This window comes from Dyadobacter sp. BE31 (genome assembly GCF_031457695.1).
Taxonomy (GTDB): domain Bacteria; phylum Bacteroidota; class Bacteroidia; order Cytophagales; family Spirosomataceae; genus Dyadobacter.
Map to the genome: position 1 here is coordinate 478,950 of NZ_JAVDXA010000002.1, position 25,520 is coordinate 504,469.

15 protein-coding genes are annotated in these 25,520 nt (G+C 53.9%); all 15 read left to right on the top strand.

Annotated features, from left to right (window positions below; translation table 11 throughout):
- Positions 1 to 43: 43 nt before the first annotated feature.
- The 15 genes from J2Y43_RS10870 (at position 44) to J2Y43_RS10940 (ending at position 25,372) form a co-directional block, all read left to right on the top strand.
- Positions 44 to 1,195 (top strand): FecR family protein, encoded by a 1,152-nt coding sequence (locus J2Y43_RS10870; protein WP_309982276.1) that lies wholly within the window; start codon positions 44 to 46, stop codon positions 1,193 to 1,195.
- A gap of 244 nt (positions 1,196 to 1,439) precedes the next feature.
- A complete protein-coding gene (locus J2Y43_RS10875) occupies positions 1,440 to 4,838 on the top strand; it encodes a TonB-dependent receptor (RefSeq protein WP_309982278.1) in 3,399 nt (1,132 codons plus the stop codon).
- Positions 4,839 to 4,891: 53 nt separating this feature from the next.
- Positions 4,892 to 6,592 (top strand): RagB/SusD family nutrient uptake outer membrane protein, encoded by a 1,701-nt coding sequence (locus J2Y43_RS10880; protein WP_309982280.1) that lies wholly within the window; start codon positions 4,892 to 4,894, stop codon positions 6,590 to 6,592.
- 76 nt (positions 6,593 to 6,668) lie between these two features.
- Positions 6,669 to 9,257: a hypothetical protein gene (locus tag J2Y43_RS10885; protein WP_309982282.1), complete on the top strand. Its 2,589-nt coding sequence runs from the start codon at positions 6,669 to 6,671 to the stop codon at positions 9,255 to 9,257.
- Between the two features lie 54 nt (positions 9,258 to 9,311).
- On the top strand, positions 9,312 to 11,468 hold the full coding sequence (locus tag J2Y43_RS10890; protein WP_309982284.1) for an alpha-galactosidase: 2,157 nt from the start codon (positions 9,312 to 9,314) through the stop codon (positions 11,466 to 11,468).
- 160 nt (positions 11,469 to 11,628) lie between these two features.
- Positions 11,629 to 12,237, top strand: a complete 609-nt coding sequence (locus tag J2Y43_RS10895; protein WP_309982287.1) for a hypothetical protein — start codon at positions 11,629 to 11,631, stop codon at positions 12,235 to 12,237.
- Positions 12,230 to 13,351: an aminotransferase class I/II-fold pyridoxal phosphate-dependent enzyme gene (locus tag J2Y43_RS10900; protein ID WP_309982289.1), complete on the top strand. Its 1,122-nt coding sequence runs from the start codon at positions 12,230 to 12,232 to the stop codon at positions 13,349 to 13,351. Before J2Y43_RS10895 ends, J2Y43_RS10900 begins: the two co-directional genes overlap by 8 nt.
- Positions 13,338 to 13,982, top strand: a complete 645-nt coding sequence (bioD, locus tag J2Y43_RS10905) for a dethiobiotin synthase (RefSeq protein ID WP_309982291.1) — start codon at positions 13,338 to 13,340, stop codon at positions 13,980 to 13,982. Before J2Y43_RS10900 ends, bioD begins: the two co-directional genes overlap by 14 nt.
- Positions 13,979 to 15,253, top strand: a complete 1,275-nt coding sequence (gene bioA, locus J2Y43_RS10910; RefSeq protein ID WP_309982293.1) for an adenosylmethionine--8-amino-7-oxononanoate transaminase — start codon at positions 13,979 to 13,981, stop codon at positions 15,251 to 15,253. The genes bioD and bioA overlap by 4 nt, the downstream gene beginning before the upstream one ends.
- A gap of 339 nt (positions 15,254 to 15,592) precedes the next feature.
- Entirely contained in the window at positions 15,593 to 18,646 is a 3,054-nt protein-coding gene (locus tag J2Y43_RS10915; RefSeq protein WP_309982295.1) for a TonB-dependent receptor, read from the top strand.
- Between the two features lie 17 nt (positions 18,647 to 18,663).
- Positions 18,664 to 20,376, top strand: a complete 1,713-nt coding sequence (locus J2Y43_RS10920) for a RagB/SusD family nutrient uptake outer membrane protein (protein ID WP_309982297.1) — start codon at positions 18,664 to 18,666, stop codon at positions 20,374 to 20,376.
- 64 nt (positions 20,377 to 20,440) lie between these two features.
- Positions 20,441 to 21,886 carry a hypothetical protein gene (locus J2Y43_RS10925; RefSeq protein ID WP_309982299.1) on the top strand — a complete coding sequence of 482 codons (1,446 nt, stop codon included), beginning with the start codon at positions 20,441 to 20,443 and terminating at the stop codon, positions 21,884 to 21,886.
- A 93-nt stretch (positions 21,887 to 21,979) separates the two neighbouring features.
- A complete protein-coding gene (locus tag J2Y43_RS10930) occupies positions 21,980 to 22,990 on the top strand; it encodes a GntR family transcriptional regulator (protein WP_309982301.1) in 1,011 nt (336 codons plus the stop codon).
- A gap of 7 nt (positions 22,991 to 22,997) precedes the next feature.
- A complete protein-coding gene (locus tag J2Y43_RS10935; protein ID WP_309982303.1) occupies positions 22,998 to 24,581 on the top strand; it encodes a sodium:solute symporter family transporter in 1,584 nt (527 codons plus the stop codon).
- 236 nt (positions 24,582 to 24,817) lie between these two features.
- Positions 24,818 to 25,372: an XRE family transcriptional regulator gene (locus J2Y43_RS10940; RefSeq protein ID WP_309982305.1), complete on the top strand. Its 555-nt coding sequence runs from the start codon at positions 24,818 to 24,820 to the stop codon at positions 25,370 to 25,372.
- The last annotated feature ends 148 nt before the right edge of the window (positions 25,373 to 25,520 follow it).

Here is a 25,520-nt window from a genome sequence, read left to right on the forward strand (position 1 = left end):
TGAAAATGAAGGATGTGTTATCTAACTGTAAAACAATCTCACAGTGGACAGCACATACGAACATTTTGGAACGGTAGACTTCGTCGCGGACGATCGTTTCCTGAGACACCAATTGGCTCCCTCGGCGGACTCAACGGCGTTCTGGGAAGAATATCTCCGGGCTTACCCCCACAAAAACACGGAATGGCAGCAGGCCGCAGAACTGCTCAATGCAGTACTGCTGGGATTGACGAGCTATTCGAGAACGTATCTGTCCGAGGAAGAGGAAGCGCGGCTGCTCGACAGGATCATGCGTACCACGGAGGCGTGCGACGCCGGCACGCACGATACCCGCACACAGGAGGCGCCGGTGAAACCGCTCCGGCAGACAGGCTGGTACCGGATGGCCGCCGCTGCGGCCGTCGCGCTGGCGATTGTTGCGACGGGATACCTGGCCTGGCGGCCCAAAACCTCCCGCAAAGCGCATTATGCTGATACGATTTCCGCATTAGAAAGCACTTCGCGCGTAACACGGCATACAAACAAGTCGGCCGGGCCGGAGCTGTATTACCTTCCCGACAGCTCTTCCGTCATGCTTGCACCGCAGAGCGAAGTGAGCTTTACGACCGCCTATAACCATGAAAACCGCAGCGTATACCTATCCGGAAAAGCTACCCTGGACGTGGTCCCGAATGCCGGCAAGCCTTTTTTCGTCTATGCGAACGAGGTTGTGACCAAGGTGCTGGGTACCAAATTCGAGGTGGTGGCATTCGACGACGGCTCTGACGTGACGGTGAAGGTTTTGAATGGTAAGGTGACTGTATATCAGAACAATGTGAGGAATAATGGGGCAGAAAGAGCACCGAAGCAATCGGCCATTCTGTTGCTCCCGAACCAGCTGGTGGTGTTCGACCGGAAGGCCGAGCTCTTCGACAAGCGGCTGGTAGAACATCCCGTTTCGCTCCCCGATGTAAAATCGCTGCCCAAATTCGAGTACGAGGACAGCTATGCCATCCGGTTCTTCGAAGATATCAGGAAAGCATACGGGGTAAATGTTGTCTACAACGCCGAACTGCTGGCCCATTGCCAGTTTTCAGCTTCATTTTCGGATGAAAGCCTGCCGGAGAAGCTGGACGTCGTTTGCAAGACCATCGGAGCATCGTACGAGATCATCGACGCCCAGGTAGTGATCACCACCACCGGATGTAAACCATAACGCTATATATATTTGACTTGACCTAATCCTTTAATCTTTTCACCCAGCCCCCCTCGTCGATATGATAACATAGCTACATCCCCATACTTCTTAAGCAACATGGCCAATGATGCTTGCTCCATCATTGGCCTGTGATAATCCTTAGCATCCCGGAGAGGTTGTAAGGATCGCTATTGTCCGAATTTTCCAAACGAACAACTCATTCAAAAGTATGAAACAAGGAAGACATTTACTATTCCAATGTATGAAAATATCGTTGGTTCAGGCGTTACTGGCGTTTGTGTTTATGGGGGTTTCCTGGGCTAACGACCTGTCGGCACAGGAACTATTGAGTCGTCGGGTGAGCTTGAACCTGACGGAGGTGAAACTCAGGCCCGCACTCAAGGAACTGGAAAGGGTGGCCGACGTGCGGTTCTCCTATACGCCGCAAATCGGCCAGTCGCAGCACCTGGTTACCCTGAAAGTAACCAATGCGCCGCTGGGATATCTGCTGGATAAGCTTTTTCAACCGATGAATATCCGGTATGAGCTGAGCGGGAAACATATTATTCTTTCGCGCACACCGGCGCCGGCGGCTCCCGTGAAGGTGGAGGTGAACGAATCGCAGATGATCAACCTCGCGCCGGTCAGGGGAAAGGTGGTGGATGAGATCGGCGTGCCGCTCGCGGGCGTGAGCATTTTGCTCAAAGGTACCACCAATGGCACGCTCACTAATGGCGACGGGGAATTCTCCTTCGATGTGCCGGGCGGGGATGGTACCCTGGTGTTCAGTTTTGTGGGATTTGTATCCAAAGAAGTGCCCATCGGGGGCCGGACGTTCCTGGATATCAAACTGGAACCACTGGCAAGCGCGCTGAACGAGGTGGTGGTGGTAGGTTATGGTGCCCAGAAGAAGATCACCATGACCGGCGCGGTTAGCACAGTGTCGGCCGACGCGATCAAGAATGTGCCTACCGCGAACATTACCAATGCATTGGCGGGACGGGTAGCCGGTTTGTTCGCAACCCAGAAAAGCGGTGCGCCCGGCTCGGGAAGCTCGCTGATCATCAGGGGTAAAAGTACTTTTAATTCAACAGACCCTATCTATGTGATTGACGGGATCGTGCGTACGGCGGGGGATTTCGAAGCGCTTAGTACGACTGAAATCGACAATATTTCGGTATTGAAAGACGCCACTTCGGCGGCGGTTTATGGGGCGCGGTCTGCCAATGGCGTAATCCTCGTGACCACGAAACGCGGGACCGCGGACGCGCCCACCTTCACGTACAGCGCGTATGTGGGAAAAGAAACGCCCAGCAAAGTGCCCGAACGGATGAATGCCTATGAAAATGCATTGTACCGCAACAATGTGGCCATGTTCAACAATCTGCCGCTCACCGATCCCTCGTATTATACCCAGGACGAAATAGATTATTTCAGGGATAACAACATCAACTACGACTGGTTCAAAGCGGCCTGGAAAAATCCTGTTTTCACTCAGCACAACCTGAGTGTTTCGGGAGGGAGCGAAAAGGTGAAGTACTTTTCCAGCCTGGGATACAATTTTCAGAACGGCGGGCTCAAAAATCTGAAATACGACCGCTTTAACCTTCGCTCCAATGTGGATGCCAAAATTGCGAAGGGGCTGAATATGGCGCTGATGATCGATGCCAGTCTCCAAAAACGCGACAGGCCCTACTGGCCCTACGACGGCGGTGACGACGACCGGATGTACGATCTCTACCGGGGGCTGCTGAACAAGCCTTCGTTCATGCCCTGGAAAATAGGAGACAAGTACGTGCGCGCATTCCAGGTGTGGAACCCCATCGGCCTGATCGATAACGCCGGTTTCAGAAGCATTAAACGGAACACATTCAACGGGATACTGAAACTGGATTACGCTATTCCCCGTGTGCACGGACTGAAAGCGAATGTGTCTTTCAACTTCCGCAAATACTATGATTACGACAAAACGGTCCGCAAGAAATACCCGGTTTCCGAATTCAAAACCACTGGTGGGCACAATCACTTGCTCACCGAGGAAGTGACCAACAGCCTGATGCTGGGCGACTGGGAAAACAGCGCGTTCGCGTCTTTCAACGAAGCGAATTCCTACCAGCTCAATGCGGGCTTGCAATACGAGAAGACGTTTAACGAAAAGCATTTCCTGACGATCATGGGGATGTACGAACAGTCGGAAGGGACGGGAAATTACCTTTACGGCATGCGGAACAAGCTCCTTACGCCCACGATTGAACAGCTGTTTATCGGTAACGCTGCCAGCGAGAACCAGAGTGCAACGGGTAGCGCCTCGGAAACCGGCAGGCTGGGCTACATTGGCCGTGTGACCTATTCGTACAACGAAAAGTACTTGTTCGAGGCCAACTTCCGCTCGGATGCGTCGCTGAAATTCGCACCGGAAGGGCGCTGGGGATTCTTCCCGTCGGTATCGGCGGGGTGGCGCTTGTCGGAGGAGTCGTTTGTGAAGAATAATTTCAAGAATATCGATAACCTGAAACTGCGCGCCTCGTATGGTTTACTGGGAAATGACGGCGGTGCAAACGTGGCTGAATATGGGTACCAGAGCATTTTCTCTGTTGCAAGTGGTGCTGTGTTCGGTTCGGCCACCTCGGGTATCGCTCCGGGCGCGCTTCCCAACTACAACATTACCTGGGAAAAAACGCGGATCACCGATATCGGTCTCGAAGGCTCGCTATGGAGAGGGTTGCTGAGTTTCGAACTGGATTATTTCAAAAAGTATACCTATGATATCCTCGGGGCAAGGGTGATTTCCATCCCCAATACCTTCGGAGCTACGCTGCCCAAGGAAAACTACGGCATCGTGAGCAACCAGGGTATCGAAATCGTGGCGCGCCATGACCATACCCTGAAAAACGGCTTACAATATTTCCTGGGCGGTAATTTCAGTTTTGCCCGCAATAAAGTGAAGCAGCAGGACTATGCGGCAGGCGCATTCGATTACCAGATCCCGACGGGACGTTCGATGGGCTACCTGTCCGGCTACGAGGCTGTCGGCATCGCCCGCACACAGGCCGATCTCGAAAATTTGCCCAAATGGGGAACCTACGAATGGTCGCTGGGTGACGTGATCCTGAAAGACAAAAACGGCGACGGTACGGTCGATTCGAAAGATATGGTGGTGTTGTCGAACCAGGGGCTGACGCCGCAGATCACATACGGGATCACCACCGGCGGGCGATGGAAAGGTTTTGACCTGAATGTGTTGTTGCAGGGCGTTGCTAACCGCAAATTGATGTTTCCTAACCGCAGTGACCTCTGGGAGAACGCTGCGATATTGAAAATGTGGAACGATTCCTGGTCGCCCGAGAACCCCAATGCCAAATACCCGCGCGTGGGAGGCATAGGCGCGAGCAGCTACGGCGCCAGCAGGGCCGCTTCGTCATTCTGGGTTATGAATGGCAACTACGTTCGTCTGAAAAACATCGAAATCGGCTACTCGCTGCCGAAGGTTTTGACCAACAAGCTGGGTATAGGCTCGTTACGTATATATGTGTCCGGTGCTAACTTACTCACGTTGGATAAAATTAATGTCTCGGACCCCGAGGCGATCGAAGGTCCGTTCGGCGTGTACCAGTACCCGATCATGAAAAGTTACAATGCAGGATTGTCCCTCAGGTTCTGATCCCGGCGCAGGTGATAGACAACAATGTTTCAGTTGATCAAGAATTAGACAAAATGAGAAAGAAAACATATCAATATCTGTGTGCTATAATGCTGGCCGGTTCGCTGGGGCTGATGTCCTGTGAGGATGTGCTGGATAAAAAGAACCTGTCGGCCGTTACCGAGGGAGACGTCTGGACGGACCCTGTGTTGGCTACGGCATTTGTGAACAACATTTACTTGTCCGTACCCTCCTGGGATGTGACGCTGGCCGATGCAACGGACGAAGCTTCGCGCAGCAGCAGCTGGATTTCGGGGACGACTACCATCGACAATGGTGGGCCTGCATATTGGCCATATGCCGACATACGCAAGATGAACCTGTTTTTGCAGGAGATCGATAAGCCGTCGAGTACCATCGACCAGGCCGTGAAAAAGACGCTGAAAGGCCAGGTGCGGTTTATACGGGCATTCGTGTACTTTGAAATAATCAAACGGTATGGCGGCGTGCCGCTGGTTACCATGGCTCAGGAGCGCGACGACGACCTGCGTGTGCCTCGCAATTCCACGAAGGAATGTTTCGATTTCGTGCTGTCGGAACTGAATACTGCGGCGGGGGAATTACCGGAATCATATCCGGCGGTCGATCTGGGCCGTGTTACCAAAGGGGCGGCCCTGGCGATGAAGGGACGTGTGTTGCTTTTCCGTGCCAGCCCGCAATTCAACCCGACGAACAATCCGGCGCATTGGCAGGCAGCTTACGATGCCAATAAAGAGGCCATAACCTACCTTTCGTCCAAAGGTGCCGGGTTAGTCGATACTTACAGCAATGCCGCCCTGTTCCTGGCCGAAATGAATAAGGAGGTCGTCTTCGCGATCCGCTACCTGAACCCCTCCGGCCGTACGCAGAATCGCGACGCGGCCGTAAGACCGATCGATTTTACGGCCAATGCGACAGGCGGTTGCCATCCTACGCAGGAAATGGTGGACGCATTCCCATTGAAAAGCGGCAAGAAGACCGCCTGGAACGATCCCCAATACGTGGGCGACGTAACTAAAAGCTGGCAAAACCGTGATAATCGGTTCTATGCCACAATTGTTTACAATGGCGCGACTTACCTGGGTAGAACCATGGCACTCAATGCGGATGCTTCGGGGAACGGTTATTCTTATGGGAAGTCAAATGGTACGCTCACCGGCTACTATTCGAGAAAGGCAATCGACGAGTCGCTCGATATCACCAATTCGCAGATCTCGGGAACGGATTACATCGATATGCGCTACGCCGAAGTGCTGATGAACTACGCCGAGGCTGCGATGGAGCTCAACAAGCTGCCGGAGGCATTCGATGTACTCAAACAGATTCGTAAGCGCGCGGGTATCGACGAAACCACACCCGGAGATGCTTCTCTTGCGGGGAAATTGTACGGTCTCAATCCTTCGATGACACAGTCTGAGATGCGCCAGGCAATCCAGGATGAGCGTTATATCGAATTCGCATTCGAACAGAAACGGCTCTGGGATTTGCGGAGATGGCGGTTAATGCACCTCAAAATGACGGGTAAGGACAAACGCCACGCGATGATCCTCAACACCGACGCTTCGAAACCGGGCGGGTTTACCTACACGCTCTACGACCGCGACAATGCACCGATGGTTTATAATGAAAACATGTATTTCCTACCGCTCAGCACGGCTACCATGCAGGGAAATGCCAATCTGAAACAAACCAAAGGCTGGGGCGACGGTACTTTCGACCCGTTGGAAGGCATGTAACCATCAACCAATATCCCGGACCGGCGCTCATGCGCGATGTCCGGGATTTTAATTTTTTTTACCAATATTTCCAGGCATGATGAGAGGAATCCTCGCGGGCATATTTCTTAGCGTGACCACATTGTCCTTCGCGCAGGAGCTGGTTATTCGAAATGACAAAATACAACGCGTGCTGACCTATGACGGGCAGGCATGGCGTACGATCCGTTTCGCGGATGCATCCGGCAAAGTCACTTTGGCTACGCAGAGCGATGAGTTTCACGTCCTCCCGATGCAGGCGGAAAAAGGCTTTACGATCAGCGATTTTGTTGCCGACGGTCAGCCGGTCAGTTCGCGCTCGGCAGATACAAGTTTTGTCAGAATTTCCTACCGCCCCAAACCGGCTGGCAAGGGTAAACCCGCCGTTCCCGAAAAACTCCTTGTGACCTATTTCGCCATTCAAGGGCAGCCGCACATCCGCAAAAGTCTGACCATGGAATTTGCCGCCGGAGCGCCGGCCACGGTCGACCGGCTGGAAGTGGAGCGGTTCACAGTGACCAGCCCGGCGGCGGGAGGAGGCAGGGGAGAACCGGTTTTCATCGGGGATAAATGGTTTACCGGCCTCGAATATCCCGCCGGGTACAGCCGCCATACCGATGGCAATACGCCTGCCGACTATGCAAGGCATTACGAGAAAGTCGGGAATTACAGTTTCATCGACCTGGAAGGAAGGGATGTTGAGCCCGCTGCGAAAACGGGTTTGGTGAGGCTGATGCATTTCCCCGGCTACGCCGTTACCACCGATTCTGTCCATTTCAGTATTAAAAGTAAGACTGCCGTGTGCGGGTTCGCGGAAGCGGGCACTTCTGTCCGACAGGCATTCATGCAATACCTGACCACGGTGTGGAAAGCGCCGCGGTCATTCCTGCATTACAACAACTGGTTCGAGCCGCGGGCCAAAGACCTGAGCGGCAATGCGCTGGTGGATATTTACAAAGAATTCCGCGCTGCTACGGAGCCTTACGGTGTGAAGCTGGATGCCATGGTCGTGGACGACGGCTGGCAGGATCGGAAATCGATCTGGCAGCCGTCGTCCAAGTATTTTCCCAATGGCTGGACGGATGTTAAATCGCTCAGCAGCAAGCTCAAAGCGGCAGGCGTCGACTTTGGTTTCTGGCTCTCGCTGAATGGCTATAACAATCATATAGACTGGGGTATCGGCAACGGTTACCGCGAGGCTATTCCCAACGCATATTTTAAACAATACAACCGGTATTACAGCTTGTCGGCACCCGCCTACAAGCGGGAACTGCTCCGACAGGTGCCTTTTATTGTGAAAGAAACGGGGGCGGTTTACTACAAACACGATTTTAATGAGCTCAGCGACACCGGCGAAGGCAACGGGCACCCGGCTACGGACAGGCACGGGCACGAGGCCAACCTGGATGCGGCCATCGGAGTACTGCTGGCCACGCGAAAGGTGAAGCCGGATATCCTGCAAAACCTGACAAACTGGGTTTGGTTCTCGCCCTGGTGGCTCATGTACGGCGATTACCTGTGGATGCTCGCCGGCGACGACGGCACCAATGGCAACTGGCCCGAGATCTCTACACGCGCCATGGCCACCACCGACCGCGATACGTACATTTGGCGCATGTGGGGGAATGCTGCCGACCGCCCGCTGGTGCCCATTTCCCGCCTCATGACCCACGGGATCATCAAAAGCTCCGATGGCCGGATGGAAAGCAAGGAGGATGGTTTGCAGGATTGGCTGGAACACGTGCTGATGCATTACGGCCGCGGTACCCTGCTGAAAGAATGGTACATTACCCCCTCCGCCCTGAAACCCGACGAATGGAAGGCACTTTGCACCGTCGACAACTGGGCGAAGGAAAGCAGGGAAATACTCAATAATACCGCGTACGTTGGAGGGCGGCCCGATGAAGGCCAGACCTACGGTTATATGGGCTGGCATGGCGCCAGGGGCATGCTGGTAGCCCGTAACCCTGGCGCTACCACACAAAAACTTGTGGTCCCGTTCGATGCGCAGGCGGGTTTTTATCAAAAAAAGGGCGAAAGCTACGCCGCTACTGTGCTATTCCCTTACCAGGATGCCTATCCTGTTGCATTTCAGTCGGGCGGAAAGATCGTTGTCGAACTGCCGGGCTACGCTACCATGGCATTTTCATTTCAAAAAGGAAAGCCGGGGCAGGCAGCCCAATCAGCGGGTAAGATTGTTTGGAATAATATACATAAACCCACCGGTGAAACGGAAACCACCCTGACGGTGCCTGCCGACCTGGGCGGCCGCTGCGATCTGCTGCTGATCGGTTACCCGGATGTGCCGGTGATTCAAATAAACGGAGCGGCGGTTTCACCGGTCAGAAGCTCCAAATCGGTCATCAACAAATTTGCCAGCTATGCCAAAGCGGGGATGATCAGTGGAAAGGCCAGGCCGTGGACTATGCAGGCATTTGACCTGCGACCCTACAAGGGCCGGCGTATCACCATTTCGTATGAAGGAAAGGCAGAGTTTGAAAGCCATCTGCTCGCCGAGCGGAAGGTAAAAGCACCTGTATTCAAATCTGCCGGAAAGAATTTGCTATGGCCCATCACCAACAGTACCCGGCGTGAAACCGTGCGGCTTACGTTGGGAAGTACTACTTTTGAAAAACCTATCCCCTGAGAATGCGATAATCAGTAACCCTTTAAAACCCCTTAATCAATTACCTTTTCTTTTATGAAATACCTTTTTTTAGCCCTCGGTTTGCTGAGTTTTACCGCCCGGGCGCAAACTGCGGCCCCCGTGGCGTCCGACTGGCTTGTTCAACCCGGCCCGGCCAAGGCACGCATCGATCAGTCGGCCAATGGCAGCGACATTGTAATGTCCAATGGCCTGGTGCGGAGAGTGTTCCGCCTGAAACCCGACCTGGCCTGCATTGAGTACAAGAACCTGACCAACGGCCAGCAGCTGCTCCGCGCGGTGAAACCCGAGGCGCGAGTGGTCCTGAATGGCGTCGCTTACAATGTGGGCGGTTTGTACGGCCAAAAAGAGAATGCATACCTGCTCCCGCAGTGGATCGACCAGCTGAAAGTGTCGGACAGTGCCTTTCACTACGTCGATTTCAAAATCTCGCCCATCACGCCTTACCTGCAATGGAAGACAACGATGTGGGCTGGAAGCAAGAAAAACGCAACCGGCAGCGAAGTCGCATTTCGTTTCGGCTCGTCGCTGCCTGCGCTGGCGGGCATGGATGTGTACGTGCATTACGCGATTTTCGACGGCATCCCGCTGGTATCCAAATGGGTGACGATCGAAAATAAAAGCAAGGGCGATGTGATGATCGACCAGGTTGTGAACGAGATACTGGCCGTGACGGAAGAGGAGAGTGCCGTAGTGGGCAAGCCGGAAGAAATGGCCAAGCCGAATGGTTTGTACATTGAAAATAACTTTGCATTCAATAATTCCATGCGCTACGGGCTCAGCGACCAGGCGACGCATTGGAAAGTGGATAAAAGCTACACCTCCCAGGTGAACTACGACTACCAGACCCCCTGCCTGCTCGAAGTACACCCGAAAGTGCCGGTGGGAACGCGCCTCAAAGCCGGTGAAAAGCTGGAATCGATCCGCACGTATGAGCTCCTGATGGACAGCTACGACCGCGAGCGCAAGGGAATGGCCGTGCGTAAAATGTACCGGACTATCGCGCCCTGGACGACGGTTAACCCGATTTTTATGCACCTCGTGAGCAAAAACGACGAGCAGGTTCGTACGGCGATCGACCAATGCGCCGCGACCGGTTATGAGGCGTTGATCCTGAGCTTCGGGAGCCATTGCAATATGGAGGACATTTCGGCCGAAAACCTCAAAAAATGGAAGGACCTGGCCGACTACGCCCACAGTAAGAAAGTCCTGATCGGCAGCTATTCGCTTTTCAGCTCGCGGAAAATCAGCGAGGAAGATGATGTGATTAACCCTAAAACCGGGAAAACCGGCGGTGCATTCTTCGGCAATGCGCCCTGCCTCGGCAGCAAATGGGGGCTGGCTTACCTGGACAAGCTCAAAAAATTCATGAGCCACACGGGTTTTGATATTTTTGAAAATGACGGGCCTTACCCGGGCGATGTGTGCGCGTCGACCTCGCACCCTGGCCACGAAGGCCTGGCTGATTCGCAATGGAAGCAAATGGCGCTGCAAAAAGGCCTGTACCACTGGTGCGCCGCAAACGGTATTTATGTAAATGCGCCCGACTGGTATTTCCTCGACGGGACCAACAAAGTAGGCCTCGGTTACCGCGAGGTGAACTTTTCGCTTCCGCGCGAGCAGCAGAAGATCCTCAACCGCCAGAATATCTTCGATGCGACCTGGAACGAAACGCCTTCGATGGTATGGGGCTTTGTGCCGCTGACCAAATACCAGGGCGGCGGACCTGAGGCCGTGCTGGAACCGCTGTCGGAACACCTGGATGCCTACGAGCAACTGATGATGCAATATTATGGTGCCGGCGTGCAGGCTTGTTACCGCGGCCCGCGCCTGTACGATACCGATGAGACGAAAAAGGCCGTGAGCAATGTGGTGAGCTGGTATAAAAAGTACCGCGACATCCTCAATTCCGACATTATCCATCTGCGCCGCGCCGATGGCCGCGATTGGGACGGTATCATGCACGTGAACCCGGAACTGCCCGTGAAAGGGCTGGTAATGCTGTATAATCCGACCGGCGAAAAGATAACCCGGAATGTGAAACTGCCTGTGTATTACACGGGTAAGGATCAATCGGTGAAAATTCGTGTGAAGGAAGGCGCAGCGCAATCCTATAAGGTAGGCCGGAATTACGAGGTTGACTACAAAGTGGAGATTCCCGCCGAGGGATATACCTGGCTGGTGGTCGAGTAGGGGCATACCTGCCGGCAATGGCATATGCAATGAAGGGGCAAGTTCGCCGGTGGGGCGGGCTTGCCCCTTTTGTTTTGAATAGCTCCGGACTACCGTTAAAATCAAAACCGGTACACCCGGAGCGTCCGGTGGGGATATACTTTTGGCAAAAAAATAAGCTATGTATAACCTGATCCAACGAATAGTACAGCAGGACCATCTGCATGCCCGCTGGCTGAATACGCTCTCATATCTGGAAAACGCCGGCGCGAGAAAGATATCCGCTTGCGAAGACCGTACACAGGTAGAAATCATTCAGTTGAAACACGCGGCCGAGGAGCACAGGCATGCCTATATTTTAAAGAAGCAAATCTCAAAACTCGCTCCGGCAACCTGCCCCGACTATTCGGATGCCTACCTGTTTGCGGCGGTATCCACCCGGCAATACCTCGCCATGCTGGATATTCAATGCAGCAGGTATATCAAAAGCGTATTCGGATTGGAGGGTGCGCGGCTTCGCTATGCGGCCTACCTGTTTGTGACCTATCTCATTGAGGTAAGAGCGGATGAACTGTACCCTGTTTACCAGCGTGCGCTATCGGCAGCTTCCCACTCGGTGACTGTAAAGTCGATTATCGCGGAAGAGGAGGGGCATTTGGAAGAAATGACTTCCCAGCTGAGCCAATTCTCGGATGACTGGCAGGCACACGCGGAAGTATTGCAGCAAATGGAGGAAGGGCTGTTTAAGCAATGGCTAAGCTGCCTGGAAAGCGAGCTGGCCGATGCGTGACGATGTGCAGGCACATTTGTCTCAGGCCCTTTCCGACCGGGAGGAGCAGGGAATCCTGCGGAAGCTCCGGATGCGCCAGCCCGGTGCCGATTTTTATTCCAATGACTACCTGGGACTTGCTTCTAACAATGCCTGCCACGAAATGCTGCTGGCTTCCCTGCATGATAATCCGCAATGGCTCCGCGGCGGCACCGGCTCGCGGCTGGTGAGTGGGAACTCGGCATTGACCTTGTCGGTCGAGGATTTTATTGCAGCAGAACACCAAACGGAGCGGGCACTGCTGTTTCCGTCGGGGTATATGGCCAACCTGGCATTGTTTTCCTGCCTCCCGAAAAGGAACGATACGATCCTGCTTGACGAGTTTGTGCACCGTTCGGTGCTGGATGGGTGCCGGCTTTCATTTGCCGGCAAAATACGGTTTCAGCACAATGACCTGGGTCATTTGGAAAGCCGGCTTGCCAAAACGAAGGGCAAATGCTGGATCGCCGTGGAAAGCCTGTATTCGATGGAAGGTGATTTTGCGCCGCTCCACGACCTGGCGGTGCTGGCTGAGCGTTACGGGGCCTCATTGATTGTGGACGAGGCGCATGCGATGGGCGTTTTCGGGCATGGGCTCGTGTGCGACGGGCATTTACAGGAACGCGTATTCGCGACCGTGGTTACGTACGGAAAAGCAATGGGCGCACACGGGGCAGCCATCTTGTCCCATGGAACAGTGATTGACTACCTGATCAATTTCGCGGCCCCATTCATTTATACCACGGGCCTACCCGATCTTTTCGCGGCCACTATCCGGAACAACTACATTTTCCTGCAAAATAACCCGCACCTGCGCGAGGACCTCCAAAACCGGATCCGGTACTTTTCCGCAGCCGGACTACCAACGCTCTCGGGTGCCGGGAGCCCGATCCAGGCGATCCCTTGCCCGGGTATTGCCAGGCTGGCCGCCGCGAAGGAAACGCTCGAAGCGCAGGGGCTGTACACGTTCGCGGTACGGCCGCCTACGGTGAAAAGCGGCTCCGAGCGCCTGCGGGTGAGCCTGCACGCATTCAATACCCATGCGGAAATCCAACAACTTACCGACTTGCTAAAAGAATTTTATGACGCCGAATAGGACTACCTTGTTCGTTACCGGAATCGGAACGGATGTGGGAAAAACAGTCTGCTCCGCCGTTCTCGCGGAATGGTTCAAAGCCGATTATTGGAAACCCGTGCAAGCGGGTACCCTTAGCCACTCCGACCGGAAGACGGTTTCGCGGCTTACCAGTGACGATATTGTGACACATGCAGAGGCCATCCGGTTGCGACTGGCCGCGTCACCCCACAAGGCGGCGCGGAAAGAGCGGAAGTCCATTGCCGCCGAAGACCTCGTCCTTCCCGAAACCTCGAACCACCTGATCATAGAAGGTGCCGGTGGCTTGTATGTGCCTATTAATGACCGCCTTTGTGTGATCGACTGGATAGAGAGCCTTGGCGTGGATGTGGCATTGGTGGTGCGGAATTATCTCGGCTGCATTAACCACACCCTGCTGTCCGTTCGGGCCCTCCAACACCGGTCCATTCCATTGAAATACCTGATCTTCAACGGGCCGTTCGACGAGGACACCCGGCGGGTTATCCTTTCTTACCCGGACATCCAGGCAACGGTACTCGATATCCCCGACTTCAAAACATTAAGCCCGCAAAGCATTGCCCGTGCGGCCCACCGGCTGCGCAGGGAACATGGTAATCCTGTTAAATCATGAGCACACCAAATCTATCCTGGGCGCAGCGTGATGGCGCCGTGAACTGGCACCCTTTCACGCCCATTAAAACGGCTGGCGAGGCCGTCGCGATCGTTCGCGGAGAAGGGGCCTATTTATATGATGAAAAAGGCAAGCGCTATATCGATGCCATCTCGTCGTGGTGGGTGAATTTGCACGGGCATGCCCATCCGTACATTGCCGAGCAGGTGTACGAGCAGCTGCGTACGCTCGAACACGTCATTTTTGCAGGTTTTACGCATCCGTCGGCCGTTGCGCTTTCGGAGGCACTGCTGGCCGTCCTGCCGGAGAACCAGCAGAAGGTGTTCTTTTCCGACAACGGCTCCACGGCGGTGGAGGTGGCCTTGAAAATGGCATTGCAATACGCTTACAACCGGGGCGAAAAGAAAACCAAAATCCTGGCATTCCGGCAAGGCTACCATGGCGACACATTCGGGGCGATGGCCGTGAGCGGCCGCAGCGGCTGGACGGAGCCGTTTGCCGAATTGCTCTTTGATGTGATCCATATCGATCTCCCCACGGCGGAGAACCTGCCGGAAATACATGCATTCATCGACCAGCATGCCGATCAGATCGCCTGTTTTGTGTACGAGCCGCTGGTATTGGGCGCCGGCGGAATGATCATGTACGAGGCCGAACACCTGGATGCGTTGATGCGCTATTGCCGTTCAAAGGGCATTCTGTTGGTACAAGACGAGATTTTCGTCGGTTTCGGACGGACGGGGCGTATGTTCGCGGCCAACCATTTAACCGGGCAACCCGACATCATGTGCCTTTCCAAAGGACTCACCGGCGGCACCATGCCATTGGGCGTTACCACCTGTACCGAGGCCATCCACGAGGCATTTTGCACGGACAACGTATACGGAACATTGTTTCACGGCCATTCCTTTACGGCCAACTCGCTCGCGTGCCGGGCTGCACTGGCGAGTATGGAGCTGCTCAAAAGAGAAGAAACGCAGGCGTCCATTGCCCGTATTTCGCGTCGGCACGAGGGCTTCCGCGCTCGCGTAGCCACACATGCAAAGATCCGTTCCGCGCGGCAATGCGGCACTATTCTGGCCATGAACCTCGGCAGCGACGACAAGGATTCCTATTTCCGCAACCAATGCAAGCCTGTTTTTGCGGCATTGCTCGATCAAGGCATTCTGCTGCGTCCGCTGGGAAATGTACTGTACCTGGTGCCCCCTTACTGCACGAGCGACGCCGATCTTGACTATATCTACGATGCCATTATCGGGGTGCTGGGTTAATCTTCGTTTTCAGATATCAATGTCAGCTATTCGCTTTGGGTATATACTCCTATTGGGTAGGTTATTAAAAGTATAGAATAGTATAGGGTTTTATTTTGATTGAATTTTCCTACTAAAAGTGTCTAAATGATACTTATTAATAGCTATTTATGGTAAAATGGCTGTTCAGGTAGCGTTTTGACTTATTCCAAAAATATTTTTATTTAAAATAGTATAGAATAGTATAGGTTAGTTAAAAATTGTGTTCTTTTGATAAAAAATTAGACAGTGTGGTTGTGTCGGGCGGCATCCGGAGGCTGGCCTGAACAGCTCGTGTTTCACTTTATAACCCTTTTTAACATGATTTTTTCTACCCGCTTTTCTCCACTGCTGCTGGCTGTGGCACTGTTTTTCAGTGCGCTCGCGGTCAGGGCCCAGGTTCCGGTTTCGGGCCGGGTAACGGATGCGTCCGGCCCGCTCGTCGGCGTGAGTGTGATCATCAAGGGTGCCAATGGCGGCACGTCCACCAATGCAGAAGGACATTTTTCGATCAATGTGCCTTCCGCCGATGCGGTTCTCGTCTTTTCTTACATCGGTTATATTCCCCGTGAAATTCAGGTGGGTAAGCAAAGCAAGCTCGATGTGCTGCTCGAAGCCGACACCAAAGCGCTCGACGAAGTGGTGGTGGTAGGATACGGGACCAAAACCCGCGCGGACCTCACCGGTTCGGTGTCGACGATCAAAGGTACCGAGCTGGAAAAATCGCCTGCGAGCAACCTCACCAACTCCATCGCCGGACGTGTGCCGGGCCTGATCGCCAATACACGGAGCGGCGAGCCGGGGAACGACAATGCAGAAATATTCGTCCGCGGTAAAGCGACGCTGGGCAGTACAGGCGCGCTCGTCGTGATCGACGGCATTCCCGATCGCTCGGGAGGCTTTGCGCGGCTCAATCCGGCTGATATCGAATCGTTTACGGTTATCAAAGATGCCACGGCGGCGATTTACGGGGCACGATCGGCCAATGGTGTGATCCTGATCACGACCAAGCGCGGGCAGGCCGGCAAACCGGTATTGTCCATTGGTACCAACTGGTCGCTCACGCAGGCGACGCGCGTGCCGCAAATGCTGGGCTCGTATGAATATGCATTGGCTACCAACGAGTACGACCGGATGATCGGCCAGAATCCCACCTGGCCGGACGCAACGTTGCAGAAGTTCCGCGACGGCTCCGATCCGCTCTCATTCCCCAATACGAACTGGTGGGATGCGACCATGAAAAAACAGGCATTGCAGCACAATCAGGTCATTTCGTTGCGGGGCGGTACGGATAAGGTTACCTATTTCCTTTCCGGCCAGTACCAGAAGCAGGATGGTATTTACAAAAAAGACGCGGCTTACTACAAGCAGGCGCAGGCCCGCGCCAACGTGGACATTGCCGTTACCGATAACCTGAAAATCGGGGTGGATGTGCTGTACCGCAACGAATTCCGCAATTCGGCGGTAGGCAACTACAATGCAGGGGCGATATTCCGGGAGTTATGGCTCGCTTATCCGTACCTCGTTCCGGTGTATCCGAATGGGCTCGTGGGGCCGGGTATCGGCGGTGGGCCTAACAACAGCATGGTGTACGTCACCAGCGGGGAAGCCGGCTATAACCGGAATACCAACGACTATTTGCAGACCAAAACCTATTTCAAATGGGACCTGTCCAAATTGATCGACGGGGTGTTCGTCGATGGCTACTATGCCTATGACCTCACTTTTTCGAAGAACAAGGCATTTACCAAAACACCTCCGCCTGCATTCCGTTACGATGCGGCCACCGGGAATTATGTGCAGATCAACTCGGCCATCAAACCGAGCTTGTCGGAAGTACGCGGTACATTGAAACAAAACCTGATGAATATCCGGCTCGGCTACAACAACCGGTTTGGCGATCATTCCGTAGAAGGTTTTGCCGCTTACGAACGCTTTGAAGGCAATGCCGACGAGATCAGCGCGTTTCGCTCGAATTTCCTCAGCAACTCGCTCGACCAGCTTTCGGCGGGCAGCCTGATAGGCCAGCAAAACAATTCGACTGCTGCGCAAACGGGTCGCAACAACTTCATTGCCAGGGCTTCTTACGGTTTCAAAAACAAATACCTTTTCGACTACAACATGCGCTACGACGGCTCGCAGAATTTCCCCGAAGGAAAACGTTACGGCTTTTTCCCAGCAGTTTCGGCGGCATGGCGCATTTCGCAGGAGGATTTTTTCAATTCCAAAAGCATTACAGAACTGAAATTGCGCGGCTCGTGGGGTAAAACGGGTAACGATGCCGTTTCAGCATTCAACTATATCCAGACCTACCTCCTCGGAACCGGTTATGGCTATTCACTCGGGCCCACCGCCTCGCAGGTAAGCTCGCTGGTGCCCGGCCCGACCCCTAACAAAAACATTACCTGGGAAGTAGCTACCACCACCGACGTAGCACTCGACGCGCAGTTCCTCAAAGGCAGGCTGGGCGTTACCATCGACTATTTCCGCTCCATGCGCACGGGCATCCTCATCACGCGCAGCGAGTCGGTGCCTGCGTACACGGGCCTGACCTTGCCCAACCAGAACCTCGGAAAAGTGCTGAACCGCGGGATCGAGCTCGAAGCCTATTATAATGGCACCATCGGAAACAGCTTCGGGTATAATATCAGGGGGAACCTCACTTTTGCCTGCAATAAGGTCATTTTTATGGATGAGGCCGCAAGCGTGCCGTCGTACCAGCGCAAGACCGATATCCCGATCGATTCCTGGCTCGTGTATGAATCCGATGGCCTTTACCAGAACCAGGCGGAGATCGACGCCAGCCCGCACCCGGCCAACACTGCTCCCGGTGACATTCGTTACAAGGATATCAATGGCGACGGGGCGATCAACGGCCTGGATCAGGTGCGGAAATCGTCCGTCAGGACGCCCCAGCTGATCTACGGTACTTCGCTGGGCCTTTCATGGCGGAACCTGGACCTCTCGGTGTTCGTACAGGGCCAGGCCATGGCGCAGTCGTACCTCGCGCCGGCGGGTTTGAATATGGCGAAAGAGTTTTTTGACGGCCGCTGGCAGAAAGAAGGCGACAACCAGTTTCCACGTAATTTCAATGGTCCTACCGGCGCATCGAGAGGGGTGAACACGCTCACTTCCGATTTCTGGCTGCGCAATGCGGCATTTGTACGGCTCAAAAACGTCGAGCTGGGCTTCACGGTACCATCCAGCTTGCTAAAAAAGGCCAAAATGCACAGCGCGCGGATCTATATCAATGGAAGCAACATCTTCTCGATCGATCAGTTCGGGCCGTCTTTTGATCCCGAAATGCCGAACAACACGGGCTATTACTATCCGCAGCAGCGTGTCGTGAACCTGGGCGCCAATATCAGCTTCTAACCCTTACCATTCAATCCATGAAACCACAAACCAACCATACAATTCAATCCGGCATCCAGGCTGCGAAAAGCGCGGTCGGCTGGTCGGGAAAACTGCTCGCGGGCATTTCCATCTTGACGGGCATGCTGGTCATGAACTCCTGCAAGGACGTACTGGACCTGAAACCGCAGAATGCGTATTCGGAGTCCGACGTATGGACAGATCCGAACCTCGTTCAGGTATTTGTGAATGGCATTTACAACCAGACGGTGATGGCCTACAAAGACGGCGGCTTTGGCTGGGGCGCGCAAACCGACGAGCTGTACGGTAACTTCAACTGGACCAACGAAAACAGCTATGTGCAGGGCGAAGCCACGCCGGACAACCAGACCGCATCCTCGCTGAACCGCTGGGGCGATCTGTACTCCTCCATCCGCAACTGCAATGTGTTCCTGAAAAACGTGAGCCAGCTGGATACGGTTTCCAATGCACAGGCCATACGCACCATGCGCGGAGAGGTTTACTTTCTGCGGGCACTGGCTTATTTCGAATTGTTGAAGCGATTTGGCGGTGTGCCGCTGATTACCAAAGTGTACGACGTCAACGACACGGGCTTCAATGAAAAGCGCGCCTCGTGGACGGAAACGAAGGATTTCATTCTGGCAGACATTGAACAGGCAGGAAAGTTGCTGCCCGCAGCCTATTCGGCCGACCTCGACAAAGGCCGGGCTACAACAGGTGCCGTGCTGGCTCTGAAATCGAGATTGCTGCTGTACGCGGCGAGTCCTTATTTTAACACGTCGGGGGATAGGAAACTCTGGCAGCAGGCCAAGGAAGCCGCCAAGGCGGTGATCGATTTCAAAGGTGCGCCGTATGCATTGTACGGTAGTGCAGCCAATGGAACGTATAACAAGACATACCTCGATTTTTTCAATTCCGAAGTGATCTTCGCCCGTGTTTACAGCGGCCTGGCAAGAGCCGACCGGTACAATACCGTAAGCCGCGATCTCAGCCCGAACGGGTATGAAGGGTATAGTGCCTACAATGTGATCCAGCAAATGGTGGATGCATTCGAAATGGCCGACGGGACCGCTTTCAGCTGGACGAATCCCGCGCACGCGAAAAATCCGTATGCGAATCGGGATCCACGGTTTTACGCGACGGTTCTGGCCAATAACCAACTGTTCAAAGGCCGCACCACGCAGTTTTTTGAGGGGGGCGACGATTCGCCGCAGAGCCCGTATTCTCCCTGGAATGCATCCAAGACGCGCTATGTGATCCGCAAGATGGTGGATGAGTCGGTGGATTGGCAGAAGCAGGACTATGCAGCCTCGCAATGGGTCGGTTTCAGGCTTTCGGAAATTTACCTGAACTACATGGAAGCCTGTGCCGCATTGGGCGAGGACGGTGAAGCGCTTACCTACCTGAACAAATTGCGGTCGCAAAAAGCGGGTATGCCGCCGGTGAATGCATCGGGCGCAGCATTGATGGACAAAATCAGGCAGGAGCGCCGCATCGAGCTTTGCTTTGAAGGCCACCGCTATTTTGACATTCGCCGGTGGGGCATGGCCGAGGTAGGATCAAAAGATGCTTTGGGCGTGATCATTACCAAACAGGCCGACGGCACATTCACCTATCAATCGGCTACCGTGCAGAAACGGACATGGCTTCCTGCCCTGTATTTCTACCCGATCCCGCGGACGGAGTTGCAGCGGAACCCTGCATTGACCCAGAACCCCAATTATAATTGATCGCCGCATATTTTATAAAGGAGAATTTATCAGAAGATTGCATTTTAATTCAAAAACAGAAGGAATGATCAGATTCATCGCAGCAGCTTCCCTATGGCTTACTTTCCAGCCGGCTTTTCATCACGGCTGCATGGCGCAAAGCGAAACGTTAAAGTTCCGGTCGACGGACGCCGCATTGCAAACCGCTTTCGACCGGGCCGCGGAAATGGCGCTGAGCCACCGGGGCAACCCCGCCGACCCGGTGGGCGACTGGTACGAGGCCGCATTACCTTCGCGGTTTGCGTTCTGTATGCGCGACGTGGCGCACCAGAGTATGGCCGCGGAAATGCTCGGGCTCGGCAAGGCCAACAGCAATATGTTCTCCCTTTTTGCTAAAAACATTTCCGATAGCAAAGACTGGTGCTCGTATTGGGAAATCAACAAGGAGGGAAAACCTGCGCCGGCAGACTACCGGAACGACGATGAGTTCTGGTACAATCTCAATGCAAATTTCGATGTGATGAATGCTGCCTGGAAACTCTATTTGTGGACCGGCGACAAGCGGTACATCAATGGCCCCGAGTTTGCCGATTTTCACAGGAAGTCGGTCCGCGAATATGTGGAGCGCTGGGTATTGCAGCCGGATTCGCTGCTCTCGCGGCCGCTTCACCCGAATGCGCACGCGGCGTACAACGACAAAGATGCCTTTCACCGTTGCCGGGGGCTCGCTTCCTATTCCGAAGGCGTACACGATTTGAAAATGGGCGTCGACCTGATCGCCTCGCTTTCCCGCGGGATGCAAACCTATGCGGATATGCTGCGCGTGGAGGGTAAAACCGCCGAGGCGTCCGCATTCGACCAGAAGGCCGAACAGTATCGCCGGCACATCGAAAACAAATGGTGGAGCGAAAAGGAGGATAAGTATTTCACGTACTACTCTTCCAAAGGCGTGTTCGGCTATGCCGAAGGCGAGACGTTCCTGCTCTGGTTTGATGTGTTGAAGGACACGACCAGGACCCGCAAAACGATCGACCAGATCCTCGCACGGGATTGGAACATGGAAAACCAGTCGTATTTCCCCTATGTGCTGGGGCAGTATGGCTACCCCGAGCAAATCCGTAGCCAGATACTCCACCTGACCGATCCGGCCACCAAGCGCCGCGAATACCCCGAGGTTTCGTATGGTGCGGTACAGGGTGTGGTGCAGGGCATTATGGGGATCGACGCGGATGCGCGCGTGAACCGGATCACGACGTTGTTCAACGGCCGTGCGGCGGATACCCATACCATTGAAAACCTGCCCGTGCTGCAACGGAAAATCTCCGTGACCGAAGGTGCGAAAACCGCCTCGCTGCGTAATGCCGGCCCTGCATTGCAATGGCGGGTAATGTTCGCCGGAAAGCACCCATTTATTATGGTGAACGGAGCAAGACGGAAAGCCAGCCAGATGGTCGTGAAGGGTTCGCGGATGGTGTCGTTCCTGGATGTGACGGTGCCCGCCAACCAGCAGCTTGTTGCCCGTGTGCCGTAGCCGTTTTTCCGAATAGTACATTTCCCTGTCCCTGCCGCCGCGCGTTGCAGGGACAGGTTTAAGTTTTTAGCTTTACGAAGTAATTACCGCCGAATGGAGAGCATATTTGATAAAATAAAGGAATTGCGGGAAGTGACATCCTATTCCAAACACGACCAGATCGTCGTAGGGATCATCAATGCGATTGACCAGAAGATCGTTTCACCGAACGACCTGCTGCCGTCGGTGAACCAGATGATCCAGGAACTGAACTTCTCCCGCGAAACCATCCGCAAGGGATACGGCGAACTGGTAGACAGGGGAGTGGTTGAATCCAAAAACAGGATCGGGTACTACGTGACCAACGCGCAGACGAGCCAGTTCATGAAAGTGGCCCTGATCATGTATAACCTCGATACATTCGAAGAACTTTTTTACCGGAATTTCCGGAAAGAACTCGGCCCAAAGGTGCATCTGGATGTGTTTTTCCACCATGGCAGCGTCGATGTGCTGGAAAGTACCCTGTTCCAGATCAAGGGGAAATACGGCATGTACGTGGTAGCGCCGATCCCGCACCGCCGGACCAAGGAAATCCTGGAAACCATTCCGCGCAGCAACCTGCTGATATTCGACCGGTTTGAGCAGCTCGACGGCGAGGTGAGCTACATCGCGCAGGAATTTGAGCGATCGACCTACGCGGTGCTCGAAGCACTTGCCGACAAGATCCGCGAGTTCGGCGAAATCATTTTTTATCATTCCCCCAAATCCCTCGATCCGAAGGAGATAGTGTCGTCGTTTAAACGGTTCCTGCACGACTATGCCATTCAGGGGCAGATCGTCAGCGAATTTGTACCGGGGTCAGTCGAAAAAGGAAAGGCCTATTTCACGCTCGATAACTACACCATGTGGTCGATCCTGAAAGAATGCAAGAGTAAGAAATTCACGATGGGCGTGGACGTAGGGCTGCTGTCGGTCAATGACGAGCCCGCCAAGGAGTTTGTCGACATTACCACATACTCGACCGACTTCGCGTTGATGGGCAAGCTCGCCGGGCAATCGATCATGCAGAAACAGAAGATCCAGGTGATCCTGCCCAATGTACTGATCCGCAGAAAAACGTTGTGACCGCCCCATGCGCGAAGAAGTGGCCCTCAGCGGCATCGATGCCGGCATTATCGTGCTTTACCTGGCCATTCTGGTTGGGGTAGGACTTTACTTTTCCCGCAAGCGCCGGATCGAAACGGCCAGCGACCTTTTTCTGGGTGGTCGGTCATTGAAATGGTACAATGTAGGCCTGTCTATTTTCAGCAGCAATGTGAGCCCCGTCATGCTCGTGGGTTACGGCGGCATGGCCTACACCACCGGCATGGTCGCCGCCAACTTCGACTGGCTCGCCTGGTGGTTCCTGCTGTTGCTGGCGATGGTGTTCGTGCCGCATTATTTCGCTACCAGAGTGAGCACGATGCCCGAGTTCCTGTTGCGGCGGTACGGCCAGCGCTCCTTTACTTTCCTCACTTACTATTCCATGATTTCGACGCTCATCGTATCGGTGAGTTTTGTGCTGCTCACGGGCGGCCTCGTGATCGCGCAGCTCCTCGATGTGCCATTCTGGGTAGCGGCGGTGGGTGCTACGGTACTCGCCACGAGTTTTACGGCTACGGGTGGCCTCGGCGCGATTGCCCGAACGGGCGTGCTGCAATCCGTAGTGGTGACGGCAGCGGCACTCATTGTCGGCATAATCGCCATTGACCGCATCGGCGGGGTAAGTGAAGTGGTCAGTCGGTCGCCCAGGGAGTTCTGGACCATTTTCCGCCCATCCGATGACCCCGTTTACCCATGGCATGCGGTCCTGCTCGGCTATCCGGTGGTAGGGATTTGGTACTGGTGTACCGATCAGACGATCGTCCAGCAAACCCTTGCGGCTAAGGATATCCGGCATGGGCAGTATGGTACCATGCTCATGGCCGCGCTCAAAGCGCTGGTACCCTTCGTTTTTCTGCTCCCAGGCATTTACTGCTACATTCTGTTTCCGAACCTCAGTAATCCCGACCACGCGTATCTGGTCATGACGGCCAACCTGCTGCCCGTCGGCCTGGTGGGCATTACGCTCGCCGCATTGATCGCCGCATTGATATATGATGTAGCCGTTGGCATCAATGCTTTCAGCATGGTTTTTTCTTTGAATGTTTATTCCAAAATCATCGATCCCAATGCCTCGCAACGAAAGCTCAGGACTGTCGGGAGGGTGGTGATCATCGGTTCGTCGTCCATTGCCATGATGATGTCGATCCTGCTGTCGACCGTCGACAAGGGGCTTTTCGACCTCTCACAGGCCGTGGGAACTTACCTCGCTCCGCCGCTCACGACGGTATTTTTAATGGGGGTAACCTGGAAAAAGGCCACCAGCCGCGCCGCCAACCTTACATTATACCTCGGCTCGCCGCTTTGCCTCTGCGTGGGCATAATGCAGCTCACCGACTTTCCCCACAAAGCATTCTGGCCGCATTTTATGTTGCTGACGTTCCTGCTCACCGCCTTTCTGATGGTTTTTATGGCCTTGATTTCACTGCTATTCCCCGAAAAGGAGACTACTTCATCCTTACCCACACTGGCTGAAACCTATGCTTCCCAGCCGCATTACAACCGCGGCAAGGTTTGGTTGGGCTGGGCGTGTATCGGGGTGGTGATGGCGGGGCTATATTATTGGTTCAGGTAAAACAAATATCCCTTTCTATTGCCTTCCCGGCTTTATCCGCACAATTTGAAAATCGCGCCGACTAGCCTATTTTAGCCCCATTACGAAGGAAGAAAGCGACGATGCAGCAAGAATTGCACAAAAGCATAAAATATTTAGAGTTTTCCTTGCTTCATCGTATTTTCCACATATATTTGCATTCAACCTTGTTGAATGATATGAAACAAAGTGCCAAATAAGTAAACAGGGTTGAAATTATGCTGATAGCCGAAGGGAACACGCTTAATATCGGAGACCGGATCAGGATATTAAGAACAAGCCAGAAAAGAACATTGCAGGAGGTAGCCGATGGAAGCGATTTATCCAAAAGCATGATCTCCAAAATCGAGAACAATAAGACGGTGCCATCGGTGGCCGCACTGGTGAAAATTGCACAGGTGCTGGGCACCAACATTTCCAGTTTGCTGGAAACCGAGGAGTGGCTCAACGCCATTTTCACGGCAAGGCTCACGGCGGAGCAGAACCTGACGAAAACGGACAAGGGGTATTTCATCTATCCGTTCGGTACCGAATACCATCAGAAGAAAATGCAGCCGATGCTTTTCGTAGCGAAAAAAGGGGAGGTGAAGCAGCATGAACTTTCCCACGAGGGCGAAGAATTCATTTATGTGATCGAAGGAGAAATGAAAATGACGCTGGGGGATGCCGAGTACCTTTTGAAGGCGGGTGATAGCATGTATTTCAATTGCCTCCAAAAACACGGTATCATGCCGGTTTCCGAGGAAGTAAAGTACCTGGATATTTTCGTATAACCATTATCGTTTAATCTTGATTGCCTGATACGCACACTTGGCCCGCTTTTCCAGAAAGCGGTAGCAGAATCCATTTGCCCGTTTTTGTCCGCTGACGTCGTCAGCAACGTTGCCTGCCCTATGCCATAGGGTTATCAGGAAAGTATTG

Excerpts from the sequence above, each read along its gene's own strand:
- J2Y43_RS10920 (WP_309982297.1), top strand. The coding sequence starts at position 18,664 with ATGAAACCACAAACCAACCATACAATTCAATCCGGCATCCAGGCTGCG.
- J2Y43_RS10900 (WP_309982289.1), top strand. The coding sequence starts at position 12,230 with ATGCGTGACGATGTGCAGGCACATTTGTCTCAGGCCCTTTCCGACCGG.
- J2Y43_RS10925 (WP_309982299.1), top strand. The coding sequence starts at position 20,441 with ATGATCAGATTCATCGCAGCAGCTTCCCTATGGCTTACTTTCCAGCCG.
- J2Y43_RS10940 (WP_309982305.1), top strand. The coding sequence starts at position 24,818 with ATGCTGATAGCCGAAGGGAACACGCTTAATATCGGAGACCGGATCAGG.
- J2Y43_RS10875 (WP_309982278.1), top strand. The coding sequence starts at position 1,440 with ATGAAAATATCGTTGGTTCAGGCGTTACTGGCGTTTGTGTTTATGGGG.
- J2Y43_RS10930 (WP_309982301.1), top strand. The coding sequence starts at position 21,980 with ATGGAGAGCATATTTGATAAAATAAAGGAATTGCGGGAAGTGACATCC.
- J2Y43_RS10915 (WP_309982295.1), top strand. The coding sequence starts at position 15,593 with ATGATTTTTTCTACCCGCTTTTCTCCACTGCTGCTGGCTGTGGCACTG.
- bioA (WP_309982293.1), top strand. The coding sequence starts at position 13,979 with ATGAGCACACCAAATCTATCCTGGGCGCAGCGTGATGGCGCCGTGAAC.
- J2Y43_RS10935 (WP_309982303.1), top strand. The coding sequence starts at position 22,998 with ATGCGCGAAGAAGTGGCCCTCAGCGGCATCGATGCCGGCATTATCGTG.
- J2Y43_RS10880 (WP_309982280.1), top strand. The coding sequence starts at position 4,892 with ATGAGAAAGAAAACATATCAATATCTGTGTGCTATAATGCTGGCCGGT.
- J2Y43_RS10895 (WP_309982287.1), top strand. The coding sequence starts at position 11,629 with ATGTATAACCTGATCCAACGAATAGTACAGCAGGACCATCTGCATGCC.
- bioD (WP_309982291.1), top strand. The coding sequence starts at position 13,338 with ATGACGCCGAATAGGACTACCTTGTTCGTTACCGGAATCGGAACGGAT.
- J2Y43_RS10890 (WP_309982284.1), top strand. The coding sequence starts at position 9,312 with ATGAAATACCTTTTTTTAGCCCTCGGTTTGCTGAGTTTTACCGCCCGG.
- J2Y43_RS10885 (WP_309982282.1), top strand. The coding sequence starts at position 6,669 with ATGATGAGAGGAATCCTCGCGGGCATATTTCTTAGCGTGACCACATTG.